The sequence below is a fragment of the Scytonema hankhaensis NUACC26 genome (assembly GCF_045865695.1).
Classification (GTDB): domain Bacteria; phylum Cyanobacteriota; class Cyanobacteriia; order Cyanobacteriales; family Nostocaceae; genus Scytonema.
The window spans coordinates 76,277-96,805 of sequence record NZ_BAACAP010000254.1 but is presented as its reverse complement, the minus strand read 5'-3'; the positions used below and the strand labels follow the sequence as shown (position 1 = coordinate 96,805).

Annotated in this window: 18 protein-coding genes; 13 read left to right on the top strand and 5 right to left on the bottom strand. The window is 41.9% G+C overall.

All coding sequences use genetic code 11. From position 1 onward, the window contains the following. Positions 1-143: 143 nt before the first annotated feature. A complete protein-coding gene (locus ACKTT2_RS50775; protein ID WP_407900729.1) occupies positions 144-506 on the top strand; it encodes a hypothetical protein in 363 nt (120 codons plus the stop codon). A gap of 229 nt (positions 507-735) precedes the next feature. Here the strand turns inward: ACKTT2_RS50775 and ACKTT2_RS50770 are convergent, their stop codons facing one another. The 4 genes from ACKTT2_RS50770 to ACKTT2_RS50755 form a co-directional block, all read right to left on the bottom strand. Beyond that, positions 736-1,683, bottom strand: a complete 948-nt coding sequence (locus ACKTT2_RS50770; protein WP_407900728.1) for a D-2-hydroxyacid dehydrogenase — start codon at positions 1,681-1,683, stop codon at positions 736-738. Positions 1,684-1,704: 21 nt separating this feature from the next. Next, positions 1,705-2,715 (bottom strand): ABC transporter substrate-binding protein, encoded by a 1,011-nt coding sequence (locus ACKTT2_RS50765; RefSeq protein WP_407900727.1) that lies wholly within the window; start codon positions 2,713-2,715, stop codon positions 1,705-1,707. Next, positions 2,712-3,044, bottom strand: a complete 333-nt coding sequence (locus ACKTT2_RS50760) for a 4Fe-4S binding protein (RefSeq protein ID WP_407900726.1) — start codon at positions 3,042-3,044, stop codon at positions 2,712-2,714. The genes ACKTT2_RS50765 and ACKTT2_RS50760 overlap by 4 nt, the downstream gene beginning before the upstream one ends. Before the next feature lie 139 nt (positions 3,045-3,183). Further along, the gene (locus ACKTT2_RS50755; RefSeq protein WP_407900725.1) at positions 3,184-4,776 is read right to left on the bottom strand and encodes an FAD-dependent oxidoreductase; all 1,593 of its coding nucleotides are present in this window, start codon (positions 4,774-4,776) and stop codon (positions 3,184-3,186) included. Between the two features lie 863 nt (positions 4,777-5,639). Here ACKTT2_RS50755 and ACKTT2_RS50750 point away from each other — a divergent pair. From ACKTT2_RS50750 to ACKTT2_RS50695, 12 genes are all read left to right on the top strand, one after another. After that, complete coding sequence (locus ACKTT2_RS50750; protein WP_407900724.1) at positions 5,640-7,370, top strand: iron uptake porin; 1,731 nt, start codon at positions 5,640-5,642, stop codon at positions 7,368-7,370. Between the two features lie 29 nt (positions 7,371-7,399). Continuing rightward, positions 7,400-8,479, top strand: coding sequence for a sulfonate ABC transporter substrate-binding protein (locus ACKTT2_RS50745; protein ID WP_407900723.1), 1,080 nt, complete (start codon positions 7,400-7,402; stop codon positions 8,477-8,479). Positions 8,480-8,983: 504 nt separating this feature from the next. Beyond that, the gene (locus ACKTT2_RS50740; protein ID WP_407900722.1) at positions 8,984-9,775 is read left to right on the top strand and encodes an ATP-binding cassette domain-containing protein; all 792 of its coding nucleotides are present in this window, start codon (positions 8,984-8,986) and stop codon (positions 9,773-9,775) included. 151 nt (positions 9,776-9,926) lie between these two features. After that, positions 9,927-11,111, top strand: coding sequence for an acyl-CoA dehydrogenase family protein (locus ACKTT2_RS50735; RefSeq protein WP_407900721.1), 1,185 nt, complete (start codon positions 9,927-9,929; stop codon positions 11,109-11,111). Between the two features lie 100 nt (positions 11,112-11,211). Beyond that, positions 11,212-12,291, top strand: a complete 1,080-nt coding sequence (locus tag ACKTT2_RS50730; RefSeq protein WP_407900720.1) for an aliphatic sulfonate ABC transporter substrate-binding protein — start codon at positions 11,212-11,214, stop codon at positions 12,289-12,291. A gap of 70 nt (positions 12,292-12,361) precedes the next feature. Next, positions 12,362-13,405, top strand: a complete 1,044-nt coding sequence (locus ACKTT2_RS50725) for a sulfonate ABC transporter substrate-binding protein (protein ID WP_407900719.1) — start codon at positions 12,362-12,364, stop codon at positions 13,403-13,405. Positions 13,406-13,429: 24 nt separating this feature from the next. Next, positions 13,430-14,245, top strand: a complete 816-nt coding sequence (locus tag ACKTT2_RS50720; protein ID WP_407900718.1) for a class I SAM-dependent methyltransferase — start codon at positions 13,430-13,432, stop codon at positions 14,243-14,245. Between the two features lie 48 nt (positions 14,246-14,293). Next, the gene (locus ACKTT2_RS50715; RefSeq protein ID WP_407900717.1) at positions 14,294-15,343 is read left to right on the top strand and encodes a sulfonate ABC transporter substrate-binding protein; all 1,050 of its coding nucleotides are present in this window, start codon (positions 14,294-14,296) and stop codon (positions 15,341-15,343) included. A gap of 210 nt (positions 15,344-15,553) precedes the next feature. Next, the gene (gene ssuC, locus ACKTT2_RS50710; RefSeq protein WP_407900817.1) at positions 15,554-16,357 is read left to right on the top strand and encodes an aliphatic sulfonate ABC transporter permease SsuC; all 804 of its coding nucleotides are present in this window, start codon (positions 15,554-15,556) and stop codon (positions 16,355-16,357) included. 31 nt (positions 16,358-16,388) lie between these two features. Continuing rightward, complete coding sequence (ssuD, locus tag ACKTT2_RS50705) at positions 16,389-17,558, top strand: FMNH2-dependent alkanesulfonate monooxygenase (RefSeq protein WP_407900716.1); 1,170 nt, start codon at positions 16,389-16,391, stop codon at positions 17,556-17,558. Positions 17,559-18,045: 487 nt separating this feature from the next. Beyond that, the gene (locus tag ACKTT2_RS50700; RefSeq protein WP_407900816.1) at positions 18,046-18,603 is read left to right on the top strand and encodes an LLM class flavin-dependent oxidoreductase; all 558 of its coding nucleotides are present in this window, start codon (positions 18,046-18,048) and stop codon (positions 18,601-18,603) included. Beyond that, complete coding sequence (locus ACKTT2_RS50695; protein ID WP_407900715.1) at positions 18,575-18,985, top strand: hypothetical protein; 411 nt, start codon at positions 18,575-18,577, stop codon at positions 18,983-18,985. The genes ACKTT2_RS50700 and ACKTT2_RS50695 overlap by 29 nt, the downstream gene beginning before the upstream one ends. Positions 18,986-19,342: 357 nt before the next feature. Here the strand turns inward: ACKTT2_RS50695 and ACKTT2_RS50690 are convergent, their stop codons facing one another. Next, positions 19,343-20,014: a glutathione S-transferase family protein gene (locus tag ACKTT2_RS50690; protein ID WP_407900714.1), complete on the bottom strand. Its 672-nt coding sequence runs from the start codon at positions 20,012-20,014 to the stop codon at positions 19,343-19,345. Positions 20,015-20,529: the final 515 nt, after the last annotated feature.

Here is a 20,529-nt window from a genome sequence, read left to right as displayed (position 1 = left end):
GGCATAGACTCCAGTTGTGCAATCTTTTTTTTCTTAGACGCTACGATTTGTCTCGTTAGCTCTTGACAAGACGATACGGTTCGTTAATATAAAGATAACAGAGTTGTTGAAATTAGCTATACAAAAGTATAGGAGTCCAAATTATGAAACGGTTGATTTTAGGTAGCTTGTCCCTATTGCTTGCTTCTACTGTTGGTACATCTGTAGTTCGAGCCGATAATTCAGCGTATAACCCCTCTGCTGTAGGTAAAACTCCCTCTTATATTTCTCGAACTACACCTTTCGATCTCGTGAACATGGCTTATCAGGGTCAGTTTCAAAACCAAGGTATTCCTGGATACCAAGACCTGATTCTGGCTTATTCAGCAAAACAAATCCGTGCTGAAGATATTGTTCGCGGTGCCATCAATTCCAAGAAACTGCCACCAGAAGCTCTTTCTGACAAAGAATATCTCAATGCTGTTACAACTCAGCTTAGTAATTACCGAAATATTCAAAATTACTAGTTTTTCTAGCATCAGAGTGTATTTGTACGGTGAGACTGAGTTTGATTGCAATTAAATCTCAATTCATATTTACCTTGGCGAATATAGAATTCGCGGCTATACAGGCAAAACCCTCCTGCGTGGGTTTAAAACTGCGGCAATGCGTAGTGTCTCCGTAAGGCGATAGCCGGAGGGACGAGCGTTTGTATAGTAGCGAACTTTATTCGCCCAGAACTTTGAAAGCATCCTCTTAGTAGCCAGCATTTTTATCCACAATGTTACGTAAAAGCTTGTTGTGACTATATCGGTTCAAATTATCCAGAAAAAGAGCTAAAGAGCGTTCTTTGACTCTCGGAGAATGACCGGAACAATGAGGTGTTACAAAGACATTATCTAGGAACCACAACGGACTTTCTGGTGGGAGTGGTTCTGTAAATACTGTGTCTAAAGCGGCACCTGCAATCCAATTTTCCTTTAACGCTTGTAACAGGGCAGGTTCGTCTACAATTGCACCACGAGCAATATTGATAATATAGGCGTTAGGTTGCATAAGGCGTAGCACTTCTGCATCAATCATCCCCTTGGTTTCACTAGTTAAAGGTGTGGCAATGACAACATAATCTACTTCCGAAAGGAGCGATCGCCACTCATTGACACCTACAATTTTGTCAAAATTAGGTAAGGGTTCGGGGTGACGACGGCTGCCATAAATTCGCATCCCAAAAGCTTTGGCACGGGCAGCAATTTCTTGCCCAATACCACCTGCACCAATAATTAACACTGATGCATCCCACAAATCCTGGGTTTGAAAACCTCTTTGCCAGCGTTGTTCTGCATGCATTGCATACAAGTGGCGTAATTGCTTAGCATGAGCTAACATAAAAGCGATCGTGAATTCAGCGATAGGAATAGCGTGTACCCCCGCACCATTGGTAAGGATAAGATCGCGCTCTAAATACGTGGGTGTCAGTATATGATTGACACCCGCATTCGGTGCATGATGCCAATGCAATTGAGGTGCTGCTGCTAAGACTTTATGTACAGTATTGGGTTTGAGAAAAAACCACGAAAAGTAAACCTCTGCATCGATAGCATCGTTGTCTAAATTGCCCTCATTATCCACGCGAACAACATTTACTTCAGATGGTAAATGAGGCATCAGTTCGTCAGCAACCTCTACAGGTAAGATAAGTTTCATAAATTTGACCTACCTTCAGTTTTAGTATTGTGAGGCAACCCAATCATTTATTTTAAAGTCTGACCGGGTTAATTTTTGGGAAACTAAAAACTGTTTGGTTCCTTCTAGAAGTGCCAGCCCTTGTTTTGGGAATGGTTCTTCCGGAAATTGCTTGATAGGAAAAGAAGCTTTGACTATATCGACTGGGTATCCTGATACTTGGGAATGGAATTGGTAGTATGCTTGTGGATTTGCTTTAATACTTTTGACTGAGGCAAGTTTTACTTGATTCCACGTTTGAGGTAGTTTAGGATACTGAGCTAAAAAAGCTTCTGTTACCACAGTCACACTTGTTCCCCGTAAATCTGGATGCTTGCTTGCTTCATCAATCACAGGAAAACCTTTTGAACTTAGCAATGGACCTGTTCCCGTTGAGGCGGCGATCGCTGCAATATCACCTCTTGAGAGTGCAGCTTGGGCTTCATTAGGCAATAAATGAACCACTGTAACTTGATTTTGAAGACCTGTCTTTTGTAACAGCCCTATCAAATAGCGATGCATATACGACCCTTTTGATGTCGCCACCTTTTGTCCTTTGAGTTCTGCTACAGAACGGGCACCATTTTTCTTAGCCAGCAACCAAGCATTCATCCCTACCTGTTCCTGACTGATTAAACGGGTAGGCATACCGTTGGCTTTGGCAACGAGTGCAGGTGTATCGCCGTAGATACCGACATCCAATTGTCCCGCTACCAAGGCTTCATTCAAGTTAGGACCGTTAGGAAAACTGAATGTCTTTACTTCTGTAATTCCCAGTTTCCGCAATTCAGGTAAAAGTTTACCTTGTTGAATTGCCCAACCTGTTGGACCTGTTGGAATTTTAGCGTTGTTAATACTGATAATACCTAAACGCAAAGTAGTTGTCTTAGCTGCTCCTTGTTTGTTGTAAGTTGTTGATACAATTTGACTAGAACTACGACCTGCACTAGTTAGTAAAACAAGAGAGACAGTTAGAGTTAGTAGTGTAGAGAGTTGATTTCGCTGCTTCTTCATGACTTCATAGCTTTAAGCAATTGATAAGTGGAATCTTGTTTTGCCGTGTTTGTGTTTCCGCGTCCCCAACCAATGTTTCGACGGTAACTACCCAAAAGTTCAGTTTCTTTAAGAGATTGTTCGTCTATTGCTGTCAAAGGCTCAACCTGCGGTGCAACGTACAGGGCATCTACTGGACAATACAATTCACACATAAAACAGGTTTGACAGTCACTTTGTCTAGCAATTGTAGGTGGTGCATCGGCTACTTTGTCAAAGACATTTGTCGGGCAGACGTTGACACAAATATTGCACTTAATACATCTAGATTCGCTTACTAATTCAATCATCTTAATCTTGGATTTTAAATTTTAGATTCCCGACAACTTCTGCGGATACTGTTGCCAAATTATGGATCTGACCCCTAACCTCGTTCCCAGGCGGAGCCTGGGAACGAGAGATGGTTAAGGAATCTTGTAGTTCATCAAATTATGCTGCTTTTACCCAAACACGATCCAAACCCCCAGTAATTAAATAGTGCTGCTGGTTTTCATCTAGTTCTGGATAATCTGTATATTTGTGCATCCCACGTGTTTCTTTACGTTCCAAAGCACTACTATACATCCATCTTGCGGTGGCTACCATTGCAGCAGATTCCCTAACTCGGAGAATGTTGTCATCATCTGCAACACTTGTGCGAATTTCTTGCCAAAGATGATTTAACTTCTGTAATGATTCGGTTAATCCCGTTGTGTTGCGGAAATAATTGCGCTCGTAGGGGAAAACTTCTGCTTGAGTCGCTTGAATGATTTCTTCGGTGTTAAGTCGGCGTTGACTACCGTTAGAGAATCCCGCTTGACCCACAGCCTCAACTTGTCGTTGATTTGCTTTTTCACCTAAATCGCGAGCAGATTCAGCAGCAGATTTTCCTGCCCAGTATCCTGAAGAAATTGCCCAAGCAGCATTATGACTACCGCCACCTGTAAAGCCGCCACAAATAAGTTCTCGTGTTGCTGCATCTCCTGCAGCATAGAGTCCAGGGACAGAAGTTGCACAAGTATTATCGACAATCCTGATACCACCTGTACCGCGTACAGTTCCTTCCAAGCGCAATGTGACAGGGAAGCGTTGTGTAAAAGGATCGATACCAGCACGGTCAAAAGGTAAAAAGAAGTTGGGTTGCGCCAGACGCATATGCGCTCGCATTTCTTCAGAAGCTTTATCTATAATGGCGTAAACAGGTTGAGTTAATAAAGTTTTGGCAATAACAGAACGCCCTCTTTGCGATCCCGCACCTGGTATGGGGGTTCCATCTTCGTAAGTAAATGTTGCCCAGTTATAAAACAAGGTTTTGGTAACGGAAGAAAAGGCAGGTGCAATGCCATAAGCATTAGAAAATTCCATGCCTGACATTTGAGCACCTGCTTCACCTGCCATCAGGTATCCATCCCCTGTCAATACATTGCACCCTAAAGCTTTACTTAAAAAAGCACAGCCTCCAGTTGCAATGACAACCGCGTGCGATCGCACAATCCATTTTTTCCCGGTCTGACGGTTGATTCCTGTTGCACCCGCGACATTACCCTCTCTGTCTACCAAGAGTTGTAACGCTGGACTGCGATCTAAAATTTCCACCCCTACCCGTCTGATTTGTTTTCGCATCAGGCGCATATATTCTGGTCCTTGAAGACTGCGCCTGTAAGATCTACCCTCATCATCAACAGGAAATGGATAGCCCCAATCTGCTAAGAGGTTAACGTTTGCATAAGTTTGGTCTAGGACTCGCTGCATCCAGTTACGGTCAGACAAAAATCCCCCTAAAGCTTCTCGACTCGCCATTGCAGCTTCGCGACTTTCAGGCTCTGGAGGCACATACCATACACCGTTACCTGATGCAGCAGCACAACCACTAGTACCACAGTAGCCTTTATCGACTAAAACAACCCTTGTACCAACAGATGCAGCACTCCAAGCTGCCCAAGTACCAGCTGGTCCACCTCCTATAATTAACACATCCGCTTGTAAATCAGGTTCAAGTTCGGTAGTAAATACTTCCCCTGACAATAGTGAATTCTTGCTCATGCAAAGCCTCTTCAATAGTTTAAAACCTATGTACAAGTGAAGCCCAGTCAAATTCCCGACAACTTTTACGGATGCTATTGGCGAATGATGGAGTTGACCCCTCACCTCGAACGAGGGAGAGCGAGCAGAATAAGTAACATCCTTAGATTCGCGACTCTGTATCCTCTAAGAAGTCAGAAATCTTGCAGCCAAAATTCTTTTCCCACAAATAATCTACGGTTATTTGGTAGATTTATAGTAATTTCATAAGATACATAAAAAGCTAGCATGGTTTAATAAAAAAATCAAGAACAGCTTTCTTGAGTAGAAATCATTAAAATTCCGAGGCATGAAGCCCCGTTACTAAACAATTCAACTACAAAGATGTTACATATAAGGCCTCTAAAGGAGTTTTCCATTTTGCAATTTGCATACTACTTGTCAGTATATGAAGTCTATATCACTCGATCTATAAAATCATAAATTATTCTATCATACTATAAACTAATCGTTTTACCGGAGTTAATAATTATTTTTTTTACGTTAAACACCTATCGAATAGAAAATATAGTAGGATTACAGTTTGATTATTACTACGTGTATTGAGACACAAGCCATTGCTAGATAGAAACTTGTATTTTGGTCTTTGTTCAAAAATAAAATAGTAATCCTATAGCTTTAATTAACAAAAGTTATATAAAAATGTAATCAAAAATACTTTCCTATTGGCAATTTTTGTGAAATTCTTCTATTTAGTTAGTTAAAATACTGTAAAACGATTAACTTATAGTATTTTAATTTTGAACGAGTTGTTTTTGGCAAAAGAGCAGTGTTGTAAGCATTGCCAACCATAGTGGTGGTATGACTGGTGTGACTATAACAAAATGAAAAAAACTTTGTGGCATATATTACTCACTCTACCAAAAATATTGGTACTACTTTTAGTAGTAGCTAATACAAAAGCCTTTGGAGGAGAACCTATTTCAGAATCTCATCCCGATCTTCGTGTTGCAGAATTACTAGAACCAGTTGAGACAAAGAACCAGGAGTTAAAACCAGAACAGAGCGATCGCTCCATCTCACAAAATTCACCTCAGATAACTCCTATTGAACCTAGAAAACCATCGTCAGAACCACCCGTTACATCTGTTTCTCAGCTTTCTGATGTGCAACCCACAGACTGGGCATTTCAAGCACTCCAATCCTTGGTTGAGCGGTATAGCTGTATTGTTGGATACCCTGATGGTCAGTATCGCGGCGATCGCGCTTTGACTCGCTATGAATTTGCAGCAGGTTTGAATGCATGCTTAGACCAAGTTAACCAACTTATCGCTTCATCCACAGCAAATCTAGTCACTCAAGAAGATTTAACAACTCTACAACGACTCAGTGAGGAATTTCGTCCAGAACTTGCTGAATTAGCAGGAAGAATAGACAACTTAGAAGCCAGGACAGCACAAGTCGAAGCAAATCGGTTTTCAACAACAACAAAACTAGTAGGTAATGTAATTTTCTTAGCAGCTGATGTTTTTGGAGATCGCGTCAACAATACCCCAGCCGATGATACAGACGATGATGCGAATGCCTTTTTTGCGTACCGCGCTCAGCTATCGTTTCAAACCAGTTTTAGTGGTGAAGACCAACTCAATGCCATATTACGAGCAGATAGTATCCCTAACTTGGGAGCCTCTACGGGAACAAACATGACTCGTTTTGCCATAGATAGATCTGGTCTTTTCCCGGAGAACGATCTGTATTTGGAAAACTTGTACTATCGTTTTCCAATTGGTAGTAAAGTGAATGTTTGGGTAGGAACTCGGACAATTAATTTCCCAGTTTTTGTTCCAACGTTCAACCAGTTAAATGGAAACCCTTCACAGGGTGGTTTCTCTCGATTTGGACAATTTAATCCAACAGTATATAGACCTGGGTTTGATGGTGCAGGCGCTGCTGTAGCTTATAGGTTCAATAATCAACTGCAACTACACCTAGGTTGGATTGCAGATGGCTTGGTTGCCAATCAACCTAATAATGGGATTTTCAATAATAGTTCCCAAGCAGCGATCGCTCAACTGAGCATCACTCCTAGTAAACAGCTGGATTTAGGGCTGACTTACACCCGCAAATACTATCCTACAAATTCTGGTAATAATCTCACTGGCGGAACAGGTAGTGCTTTTGCACGCAATCCTTTTGGGCAAAATGCCACCATATCCGATAATTTTGGACTGGAATTTAGCTGGAAAGTCAATCCACGCTTTACTTTTGGTGGATGGTTTGGTTACACTCAAGCACATCAAGTAGACAGGGGCGATAATGATGCAACTATCATTAATGGTGCGCTAACATTTGCGTTTCCAGATTTATTTTCCAAAGGAAATCTAGGTGGTATTACTATTGGTATTCCACCAAAAGTGACTAGCAATGACTTCATAAGTGCTGGACAACAAAGAGAAGATCCTGACACATCTTTACACCTTGAAACTTTCTATACTTTTCGGATAAATAATAACGTCAGAGTGACTCCAATTGTTTATCTGATTACCAAACCAGAACATAATGACAACAATGACCCGATCTTGGTAGGTGTTCTTCGGACAAGTTTTGCTTTCTAAATAAAATGAGCGAGGAGTGGAGTTCTATCATGAATTGGATTTGGCAGCAGTTAGAAACATGGTTATCATCACTAAAATTTCAATTTTTTAACAGGAAGCATCACGTAAAACTATTTACGGGAGCATTTGGAGTGGGTGTGTGTCTCAGCTTGTTATTAGCAACTCATATACCCAATTCTAATCTAGCCATTGCTAGTTCTGTTAGTAATAAAGCTAACGATAAAGCTTCCGTAGTCAGATTTGGTTATCAAAAATCAGCAATTTTGTTAAAAGCAAAAGGTGTTTTAGAGAAGCGACTAAAGCCAGAGGGAGTGAGTGTTGAATGGATAGAATTTCCAGCAGGTCCCCAATTATTAGAAGCAATGAATGTCGGAAGTGTTGACTTTGGTCATACAGGAGAATCTCCACCAATTTTTGCTCAAGCTGCAGGAGCAAGTTTGACTTATATAGCTGGTATTGCAGCCAGTCCAGTAGGTTCAGCCCTTCTAGTACCTAAAGACTCTCCTATCAAATCAATCTCTGAACTAAAAGGCAAAAAAATTGCTTTTCAAAAAGGTTCTAGCGCTCATTATCTACTTTTGAAAATTCTGGACAAAGCAGGATTGAAATACAGGGATATTCAACCTGTGTATTTGCCACCAGCAGACGCACGTGCTGCTTTTGTTCGAGGAAGTATCAATGCGTGGGTGATTTGGGACCCCTTCTATGCAGCAGCAGAAAAAGATACCAATGCTCGAATTTTAATTGATGGAAAGAACATTACCAATCAGGGTGGGTATTATCTAGCAAGTCGCAAATTCGCTGATAATAATGTATCAACGATTAAGGCAATACTGGAAGAAATTAAAAAGTTAGATGACTGGTCTAATAAGAATAAAGATGAGGTAGCAGCCACTCTTGCACCCGTCTTAAAAATAGATTTAGATGTCATGAAAAAAGCAACTCAGAGGAAAACATTTGGGGTTGTACCGATAGATGGAAAGTTGATTGCAGCACAACAAAAAGTCGCTGATACCTTTTACCAGTTGAAACTCATACCTAAACAAATCAACGTGCGAAGTGCCATGCTTACACCAGCACAATATGCTGCTTTATCACCTAAAAAATAATGAATAGTGAGTTTGATGGCTGTAAGATTTTTGGCTTCTTAATCGTATTTACCCCCCTTAATCCCCCCTTATAAAGGGGGGAAACTGGAACTACGTTCCCTCCCCTTTCCAAGGGGAGGGTTAGGGTGGGGTAAAATACATACACTGTAGCTTAAAAAAGGGGGCTATGCATAAGTTCTATCTTCAAATAAACTACGGTTCTAAGTGGGAAATTAATTTAAAGTAATCTTTTTTTACAAAAAATCCTTGCTTTTTTCCTAGAACTATGTGAATATACTAAAAACAAATTACGGTAACTCTACTGTTTAACCGTAAATTTAATTTTCAAGGACAACTTAACTATTACTCCATTACTGGAGTGTGGAAAGGCTGTTGAATGCCCGACTGCTTGAAAAAGATAGGAATCTAACCAACCTAACTCAAATAGGAAATCATTGATATCTATAATTTTACTCAAATAAATTGATGTGATGATTGACCACTATTTATTCTGGAGGTTTTGATATGTTCGATGAACGCCGTGGAATGCATTTAAGACTTGAAGGATTGAGAAAGTCCTTTGGACTAAAAACCGTTTTGCAGGGTATTAATTTAGATATATTACCAGGTGAATTCGTTGCGATCGTTGGTCGCAGTGGCTGCGGTAAAAGTACAATGCTACGCCTGATTGCTGGACTAGATTTACCAAGTGCAGGAGGTATTTTTTTAAACGGTCAACAATCCCATCGGATTAGTCCAGATATACGCATGATGTTCCAGGATGCGCGTCTGTTACCTTGGCAACGGGTGCTGGCAAATGTGGAATTAGGCTTGTTAGGTTCTAATTCTAAAGTGTATGCACAGCAAACAGCTTTGCAAGTTTTGCAGGCTGTAGGACTCCACGACCGCGCTCACGAATGGCCCGCAATTCTCTCAGGCGGACAACGGCAACGGGTAGCTTTAGCGAGAGCATTAGCAAGTAAGCCTTCACTGATGCTGCTAGATGAACCATTGGGGGCTTTAGATGCTCTGACACGGATAGAAATGCAGCAATTATTGGAAAGATTATGGATCGAGCAAAAATTTACATCATTATTAATTACTCATGATGTTGAGGAAGCAGTCGTCTTGGCAGACCGAGTGATACTAATTGAAAACGGTCGAATTGAAATGGATGTTGACATTTCTTTACCACGTCCCAGAGTTAGGGGAAATGCTGTGTTTACCCAAATAGTAGACAAAATTTTACGCCGCGTGATGGGTAAACAAGAGCAAGAACAGGAGATTGTTACCGAGCAACGGTTGATTGTGGGATAGGAACCCAGTCTCTACAACAAAACTTGGTTTGAACGTAAGTTTTCAAAAAGAAATTAAGTCATGACTAAAGATAGCAATTGCCTGTGTCGTGTTTCTTTCTCCTCTACCATAAATTGCCGTCCTTAGTCTTTCCTATTGGAATAATCAAACTATGGTGCAACTTTTAGTTAAAGAATCAAAAAACTGGATAGCAATTGCGTCTTCCATATCCAGTAAACTTGCTGCTAATGCTGTAGAACGCGACATCAAGGGCGGACTACCAGAAGAAGAAATTCAGCACTTGCGCTCTGAGGGTTTGCTACCTTTGGTAGTACCTAAAGAATATGGTGGCATTGGAGCAACCTGGGTAGAAGGATTAAAAATTGTCCAAGAACTCTCTCAGATTGATGGTTCTATAGGACAACTGTATGGTAACCATCTCAACCTGACCGCTTTAGGTCATGTCTCTGGGACAAGGGAACAAAAAGACAGATATTACCGGGAAACTGCTCAAAAGAATCTTTTCTGGGCAAACGCCATTAACACGCGAGATTCTAGACTAAAAATTGCCCCAGATGGCGAACATTTCCGCGTTAATGGAGTCAAAAGTTTTGGCACAGGTGTTGCTATTGCCGATGTGCGGGTATTTTCTGCAGTGCAAGATGGTGTAGAAGCTCCTTTTTTGTTCGTCATTCCTAAAGAGAGAGAAGGTGTGGTTTCCCATCAAGATTGGGACAATTTTGGACAGCGACGCACGGACAGCAGTACCTTTACCTTCCACAATGTCTTAGTAAAGCAAGATGAAATTTTGGGATATCCTAATCCTCCTGATAGTGCTTTTGCTGCATTTTTGGGAATCATCGCTCAATTAACGAAAACCTATGTGTATTTGGGAATTGCTTCTGGGGCGCTAGCGGCTGCTAAGGAATATACGATCGCCCAAACAAAACCTTGGATTACCTCTGGGGTAGAACGCGCCACAGCCGATCCTTATATTTTGCATCAGTACGGGGAATTGTGGACGCAACTGCAAGCTGCTATTGCCATTGCCGATCGCACCGCAGATCGAGTCCAACAAGCTTGGGAAAAAGATGTTAACTTAACTTCGCAAGAAAGGGGAGAAATTGCGATCGCAGTTTTTGCAGCTAAAGCCTTTGTCACAAGAGTTGGACTAGATATTACGACTTCTATTTTTGAAGTGATGGGAACTCGTTCTACAGCTACTAAACACGGCTTTGACCGTTATTGGCGAGATTTCCGTACCTTTACATTGCACGATCCTGTGGATTACAAATTGCGTGATATTGGTAACTGGGTACTCAATCAAGAGTTACCTCTAGTAACGCAATACTCTTAGATTGACAGATTTGAGCAACGCCATACCTCCCAGAGTTTATAAGATGGGCAACAACCCATCTTATTTCTTAAATTTTAACAACTGAATTGTAAACAACCAAATGAAGCCGAAAAACCAGATCGTCACTCGTCGTCACTTATTGTTGACAGTAAGTTATAGCCTCGTACTCTCTACTTTCTTGTTTGGTAGCGAGCAACCAGTAAAGAGTACTCAAAAGCAAGAACAAGCATCTACATTCAATACAAGTCCTACAAAAATTGCTGCTAGAGATGCAAAAGTCATAAAAGTAGTACGCTCTAAACAACTGACTGCACTGGCAATCTTAGAAAAACAAGGCACTCTTAAAAAAAGATTAGAATCTCTTGGATATAAGCTAGAGTGGCCAGAATTTGCAGCAGGTCCCCAGCAATTAGAAGCTTTGAATGCAGGTGGACTTGATATTGCATCTACAGCCGAATCACCACCAGTTTTTGCACAAGCGGCTGGAACACCGTTAGTTTATCTAGCTACAACTTCGGCTAATGCTAGATCTGTTTCTCTTGTGGTTCCCGTTAATTCTCCTATTAAGAGTGTTAAAGATTTAAAGGGGAAAAAAGTAGCTTTTCAAAAAGCATCTATCGGTCACTACTTATTACTAAAAGCGCTCGAAAAAAATGGTTTTAAATTAAGCGATGTTGAATCAGTTTACCTACCTCCACCTGATGCTAACATAGCTTTTAATCAAGGAAAAGTAGATGCTTGGTTTATTTGGGAACCGTTTGTAACAAGAAATGTACAGCAAAAAGTTGGTCGCGTGTTGATCGATGGTAGCAATCTCAGAGATACTGGGAACTTTTACTCTACAACAAAACAGTTTTACAAAAATAATCCTCAAGTTATTAAGGTTTTTCTAGAAGAACTGCAAAAAGCAGAGAATTGGGGTAAAAAATATCCAAAAGAGACGGCAAAACTGCTGACGACCGCCACACAATTAGATGTGCCTACATTGGAAAAAATGCACGGTAAGTATGATTGGGATCTCAGACCAATTACAGAGAAAGTTATTAAGAAGCAACAAGAAGTAGCAGACAAATGGTATAGTTTGGGGTTAATACCTAGAAAAGTAAATGTGCGAGATGGATTTTTAACACCTAAACAATACGCCGAAATTACTCCTCAAGAAGTTCTGGCAAAAAAATAATTGGATTAATTTTAGATTTGAAATTTTGGATTTGGGATTGGAAATGAATCATACATGACTTGAGAACGAGATGATGGTGAGTTTTACAAGTTTACAATTATTTAGGCTCGAGCGATCGCTACCATTTTTCACAACTTATTTACTGATGGTAGCATTCGCTTTAATAGGTTACGGAGCAAAAGCTGACAGCACTCAAAGCATACAGAATGCTGAAAAAGTTGCGAATAACATTAAACAGAATTCCAAACAGACTGAAATTCGTGTTGGCTATCAAAAAGGAACAGCCTACTTAAATATATTGAAAGCGAGGGGAAGCCTAGAAAAACAACTGAATCCGAAAGGAGTTGGTGTAAGATGGATTGAATTTACTCAAGGACCTCCTATGATGGAGGCAATGAATGCTGGTGCAGTCGATATTGGAGTTGTGGGCGCACCACCACCTATTTTTGCCCAAGCAGCAGGTGTGCCAATTACCTATGTCGCTAGTAGTTTTCCTAGTGGGAAAAGTCAGGTTATTTTAGTTAAGAAAAATTCTGCAATTCGGACAGTTGCCGATTTAAAAGGCAAAAAAGTAGCTGTTGGAAAAGGAACAGCAGGGCATTACTTAATAGTTAAAGTTTTGGAGGCTGCAAAACTGACGCTTAAAGATATTCAACCAGTTTACCTACTACCTCCAGAAGCTCGGAGTGCCTTTGAAGGAGGAAATGTGGATGCTTGGGTGACTTCCGATCCCCGTTATGCCGAAGCAGAAAGGACAGGAACGGTACGTCTTCTTGCTACTGGAGAAAAAGTAGCAGAACAGCGATCGTATTTTATTGCTACTCGCTCTTTTGTTAACAAATATCCAAATTTTGTCAAAACAATTGTTGACGAGCAAAAAAAAGATGAGCAGTGGGCGAAAAGCAACAAAAAGGAAACGGCAAGAATATTAGAAACAGCAACGGGCGTGAAAGCTGAAAACTGGGAGTGGACATTTCAAAGACGACCCAATTTTGGGGTGATATACATGAATGACCAGATTGTAAAAGAACAACAGCAAATGGCAGATTTGTTTTTCAATTTGAAATTAATTCCAAAAGCCGTTCAAGTGAAAGAAGTTGTGTGGAAACCTTAGTGAAGATAATTTGTAATTCGTAAAATGAAAACACTACCTGCTTACGACCCAACATTATTTGAAGGTGCTGCTTGGTACTATTCTCGCTACAGACCAAAGTACCCACCTGTTTTATTCGATCTACTTGTCGAAAAATTTCACCTTGATGGTACGGGACGACTTCTTGACCTTGGTTGTGGCGCTGGATTGATTGCTATTCCTTTTCGTCACAACTTTCAAGAAGTTATTGGCATAGATCCTGACTCAGAGATGCTTAAAGAAGCCCAACTACAAGCGGAAGCAGAAGGAGCAACAAATATCAGTTGGGTTCAACAACGAGCAGAATTCCTCTCTCCCTCAGTGGGTGAGTTCCGTTTAGTCACAATAGGTAGAGCTTTTCATTGGATGGAACGAGAACTCGTACTTGGAAAGATTTATGAGTTACTTTCTGATGATGGTGGTATAGCTATTATCAAAACTCATGAAGATCCTTGGAACAGTAACCATCCATGGAAAACAACAGCAATTTCAGTTGTTAAGCGCTGGTTAGGAGAACAGCGTCGAACTGGTCAAGGTGGAAAAGGTGTTTGGAAACCTATTGAGGTCTCTCATGAAGAAATTCTGGAAAAATCTCCCTTTCCTCGTCAAGCCAAGTATGAAATTAAATACGAAAAATCTTGGACAGTTGATAGTTACCTTGGTTATCTCTACTCTACAGCTTTTTGTTTACCATCTTTTGTAGGCAACAATCGGGAAAATTTTGAAACCGATCTAAGAAGTTCTTTATTGGCTGTCGAGCCATCAGGCAAGTTTACTGAAGAACTACCAATTACTGTCATTGCAGCTTGGAAGAAAGCATAAAAAGAATTCAGAATAACAGCTAATTACTGTAAATTTTTAAAATTAATTATGAATAGTAAACATCTACAGCAACGTCGTCTCTTTTTAAAGAGATTTATGCAGTATTCACTGCTAGGAATATCTGGTTTCTCAGTTCCAATTATTGAAGAATTTGTAGAGAAAGCTCAAGCACAAACAAAACCCTCTGGAATTAATACTAATGTCGTCCGAATGGGTTATCAAACGAGTGGAGATATTGTTAGAATTAAAGGAGTTTTAGAACCACGTCTTAAAGCATTGGGCGTTTCTGTAGAGTGGGCACCTTTTCCTGCAGGTCCTCAACTATTAGAAGCCATGAATGCCGGTCGGGTTGATATTGGAAGTGTGGGAGAAACGCCTCCAATATTTGCTCAAGCCGCAGGAGCACAGCTTGTATACATTGCTGGGCGTAAACCCAGTAAGGGTGAAGGTAGTGCTCTTATAGTTAGGCAAGATTCCCCCTTTCGACGAGTTGCCGATCTTAAAGGTCAAAAAGTTATCTTTCAAAAGGGATCTGCTTCACACTATCTACTTTTAAGAGCTTTGCAAGAAGCAGGGTTAAAATTCAGTGATATTCAAGCTGTCAGTTTGACTCCAGCAGAAGCCCGTGACGCATTTCTACAAAAGAAGATTGATGCTTGGGTAACTTGGGACCCCTTCTATGCTTTTGTGCAAAAAAATGCTGGTGCTCGTACTATAAGAAATGCAGCACGAATTGCTACGCAGGGAGGATTTTATTTATCAAGACGTGAATTTGCCATAAAAAATCCTGGAGTGGTAAAAGTCGTTTTAGAAGAAATAGACAAGTTAGGACGATGGGCTGAAGCTAATCCAACTGAGATTGTAAAAATTCTGGCTCCTGAGTTGAAACTTGAGCCATCTCTATTAGAAGTGGTAGTGCGTCGGCGTACTTATAGTTTGAGGAAGCTGACGCCAAGTATTATTAACGAACAACAGCGCATTGCTGATGCATTTTCTCAGGAAAAAGTCATACCTCAAAAAATTGATATCAAGCAAGCGCTACTTACTCCTCAACAGTATGCAGCGATTACTCCTGCAAGATTAGTTAGTCAAAGATAAGTAGATAGGCATAAATAAATTGAAGCAACCTTCGCGGTGGACGTTGTGAATTAATTCTGTCCAGTTACTTATAAGTAGCAGCAAAACAAACTCAACTGTATTGGAAGTTTACAAGGTCATATGAAAAACAAATTTAATCATATTGTCAGCGATCGCGAGCCTAAAAAATACTTTATTTCTGTGTCCGAGTATTTACAATCAAAAAGTAAGATGAAAAAACATAAGTTACTGTTTAAATTTTTACGAAATCGTCACATTCAGTCATTGATTCCTTGGGCTTTCCCAGTATCAATCCTTGTTTTCTGGCAAATCTTCTCTGCTATTGGTTTAATTCCAGCCAGAATTTTACCGGCTCCTTTAGGCGTCATAGGTGCTGCCATTCACTTAGCTGAAACTGGAGAGTTATTTCGTAATATTGGCATCAGTGCGGCAAGGGCAATTAGTGGTTTTTTAGTTGGAGGAAGTATCGGATTTTCCCTAGGATTATTGAATGGTATTTCTCCAGTGGCTGAAAAATTGTTGGATACTTCTATCCAAATGCTTCGTAATATACCTAACTTAGCTTTAATTCCACTGGTTATTTTGTGGTTCGGTATTGGGGATGAAGCTAGATTATTTCTTGTATCATTAGGAGTTATGTTCCCTATTTACCTCAATACTTTTCACGGAATTCGTAGCGTCGATCCCGGATTGATTGAAATGGGACAAATTTATGGTCTAAATGCTTGGGGTTTGTTTTGGCGAATTATTTTACCTGGAGCGATGTCCTCAATTTTGGTTGGTGTGCGTTTTTCTCTTGGTATTATGTGGCTAACACTGATTGTAGCAGAGACAATTGCTGCTGATTCGGGAATCGGTTACATGGCGATGAATGCTAGAGAATTTATGCAAACTGATATAGTTGTCTTGAGCATATTGATATACGCATTATTTGGTAAGCTAGCAGATATTATTGCTAGGTCATTGGAGAATTACTGGCTGCAGTGGAATCCTAGTTATTTGAAAGCATCATAAAAAAGTTCTGTATCTACTCTAAATAGGAATTATGCAGCTACTTTGGTTTATTCCCACACATGGAGAAGGACGTTATCTAGGCACTGCTATAGGTGGACGAGCAGTGAACTTTGATTACTGGAGACAAATTGCCCAAGCAGTAGATCACTTAGGTTTTACAGGAGCATTGCTACCGACAGGTCGCTCTTGTGAAGATGCGTGGATTTTGGCATCAACGCTAGTTACGCATACAAAAAGAATGCGTTTTTTGGTGGCGATTCGTCCAGGGTTAATGTCTCCGGGTGTAGCAGCAAGGATGGCAGCAACTTTTGACCGCATTTCTCAAGGGCGTTTGCTGATTAATGTTGTTACAGGAGGCGATCCGGTAGAATTGGCGGGAGATGGTTTGCATCTGAGTCATGACGATCGCTACAGATTAACTGATGAGTTTTTGACTGTATGGCGACAAATTATTGCTGGTGAAACTGCTAACTTCCAAGGCGATTATCTCAATATCGAAGAAGGTAAATTGTTCTTTCCTCCTATACAGAAACCACATCCGCCTTTATGGTTTGGCGGTTCCTCGCCCATAGCCCAAAGTATTGCCGCTAAGCACGTGGACGTGTACTTAACATGGGGCGAAACACCAGAACAAGTCGCTCAAAAAATTGCTGAAGTGCGCTGCTTGGCAGAGCAAGAAGGGCGGACATTGCGGTTTGGGATTCGCCTGCACGTAATTGTTCGAGAAACTGAAACTAAAGCTTGGGATGCAGCAAATGATTTAATTCGGTATGTGGATAATGAAGCTATAGCCAAAGCTCAAAAAGCTTACGAGCGCATGGATTCCGTTGGACAACGCCGGATGAGTCAATTGCATAATAGTAGCCGAGAAGCCCTAGAAATTAGCCCAAATTTGTGGGCAGGGATCGGTTTGGTAAGAGGTGGTGCGGGAACTGCCTTGGTAGGAGACCCCAGTACCGTTGCTGCTAGGATGCTGGAATATGCCGACTTAGGTATCGATACCTTCATCTTTTCTGGCTATCCTCATTTAGAAGAAGCTTATCGAGTTGCAGAACTGCTATTCCCCTATTTGCCCTTGGAGAATCTGCCAACAGTTGAAGAGCAACACATATTAAGCCCATTTGGAGAGATAGTTGGTAATCAGGATTTTCCAAAGCAAAAACAGCAGTCTCAAGAAAAAACAACAGCTACTGTAGATTAACCTCTTGAAAGCTACGCTGTACATACAAGTCTGAAATAGTTGAAAAATAGTGGTTTGAGCTTATTTTTTACCCCACCCTAACCCTCCCCTTGCAAAGGGGAGGGAACTTAATGTTCTGTTTCTCCCCTTTCCAAGAGGGAACTTAATGTTCAGAACAGTTCGATGCCAAACCTGCTGAAATCAAATCACTGTTTCGTGGGCAGCTTGAACCAGCGCGTGCCCGTGAACTACAGGAGCAAATGCTGGCTGCGGGACTGCCGATTTGAGCAGCGCTGCCTTGGTTGCAATTAATGTGGTCTCAAAATTGTCTTGATTGCGGGCTGGAACGATTAATATTGCGGTCCGCTACACATAATCCGGCAAACTTATACTTTAATAAACGGCAAACTTTTCCTTTAAGTCACACACAATAATGCCGCGACAATAATTCCCGAACATGTGCTAATTCATGTCGCTCGGGGAATAGAGAAACGACGTCACCGCCTGCATTCAACATGGCCATACCAACGAGGAGACCCACCATCTTCGCCCCTATGCGGACGTTCTCCGCGAGGACCGCGAAGCGGTTGTGCTGGCGGATCGACTCGGCTATCGAGAAGCGTTCATCGGCGAGCATCTCGTCGACTCGGCCGAGACGATCTCATCGAGCCTCGCTTTCATCGCGCATCTGGCCGATGCGTGCCCGTCGATCACCTTCGGCACCGGCGTGCTACCGCTTGCCAACTACCACCCGGTGATGGCGGCGGCCCAGGTCGCGATGGTTGACCACCTGGTGCATGGTCGGCTCGTGCTGGGAGTGGGACCGGGCGTTCGCGGCGACGCGGAGGCCATCGGAGACCTGGGATCGGACCGCAACGATCCGGCCGGATGGACAAGGGCCGCACGCTGCCGGATCTCGCGGCTGGACCGGAATCTCGGCGACCTACGTGGGTGCATACGTCGTCCGCGCGCAGATCCAGAGCTACCTGGAAGGCCGACGCTCGGCGGGCCTCTCCGTCGATCCCTCTGGGTGGCGCGTGGCGCGCAGCGTCTTCGTGGCCGATGACGAGATTACGGCGCGTCGCTATGCGTATGGCGAGGACGGTGCCCACGGCTTCTACTTCCACGTCATGCGGACGAAGCTTGCGAAGGCCGGCGCGCTGGACGTGATGCGCGACTTTTCCAACCAGCCGGATTCCGAGCTCACAACCCGGCGGTGCATCGAGCGTCTCGTAATAGCGGGAACTCCGGAGAGCGTCGCAGACCAGATTCTCGAATTCCGCGAAGAGGTCGGCGCGTTCGGTACCCTGCTCTATACGGGCCATGACTGGACCGATCCAGCGCTCGCGCGGCGCTCCATGGATCTCATGGCGAACGAGGTCTTGCCCCGGATTGATCGAGCCGCGCAAGGGACGACACCGAATGGGTACACTGGCGGGTCGGTATAATCTGACTGATGCATGGCCAGGTCAATCAGGGGTGTAATCAGGATAAGTGTAATTTAGTGCCACCGACTCCTGAAGCCTTTACCTGGCAAAAGCTTTAGAAGTAGCCATTTTCTATGCAAACCCCATTTAAGGAACGTTTTTGGGACAGTCGATCAAAGCATCGGTTACGTCAAATTATCTTAGCTCGGCTAGTTGCAATTAATGTGGTCCCAAGCGCTGCTCTGGTTGCAATTAATGTGGTTTCAAAATTACCTTGATTGCGGGTCGGAGTAATTATGATTGCGCTCCGCTACACTTAATGTTCAGTTTCCCCCCTTTCCAAGGGGGGACTAAGGGGGGTAAATTTAAGTTCTCCAACTAATTTACACTAGCAGGAGCCTTTGCAAATCTAGCGTAACGCTGTAAGTAAAATTCTTTAGAATTCGCGATCGCTCTCACCGACTCCCGCTGACTCACTGCCTGACGCCAACGTTGCAAGCGAGTTAACTCATCTGGTATTTGAAAGCCACGATACTCTTCTAGGGCAGCCCAACGCTCAAACCAAGGATAATATGTGAGATCGACTAGACTGATGGAGTTACCAAACCAGTAATCTCCATCTCCAGACAATTTTGCTAAAGCTTCATTTTCAATAAATCGCAAATGATTGTGTAATTCAACAGCTGCTGCTTTTTGTTGTTCGGAGTCTGGAGAACGTAACAAGCTAGAGTAGGCACTAACAAATCGAGTGTTGGCAAAATCAATCCAAATTCTTGCTTGCGCTCTTGAGATAGGCTCTTTTGGTAATAGAGATGGTTCTGGGAATGCTTCTTCTAGGTATTCGTTAATAATTGCCGATTCCCAAACTCGGTGTTCGCCATGTGCGATCGCAGGAACTTTACCGTAGGGAGAAATCTCTGTAAATCCTGCGGGTTTGTTTTGCAAATCAATTTCAACTAGATCGAAGTCAACGCCCTTTTCTAGTAAAGCTAAACGCGAGCGGTGGGCAAAGGGACAAACAACCGCACTGTAGATTGTAATTTTTGTCATATTGTACCATGCGTAAATTTTAGATTTTGGATTGAGTAAGTCATGCTTAGACTTAATCTCAAGCAACTATTTGTCGCATTCTTCTTTCAATTTGGTGTTAAATGCTTGATTATGAGTGAGTTGTGACTTGATGGTAAATTTTTTTATCATTAACCGCTCAATTTACCGTAGTTAATAGCTTTTAAATAAAACCTTGCCATAAACTTTAGTAAAAAGCAAGGGTACAATTGATATCTGCCACAATACACAACTTAAAATAATATACATTTGTATTTTTTGAAAAATCGTGTAATAATAAAATACGGTTAATCGGTAAGTTAACCGTAGTTAATAGCTTTTACTAGAGAGGAGTTAGTCACCTACCAACCTCTTCTCCAATGGCTGTTGCATCTACACATTACCTTACACCATCAACTTGTGGATAGATCGCGTTACTGCTCGTACAGCTATGGCAAGAATTCTTTAACCATAGCTGTAGAGCATTTTATTAAGTCGCACTTTAGTTTACTCTTATT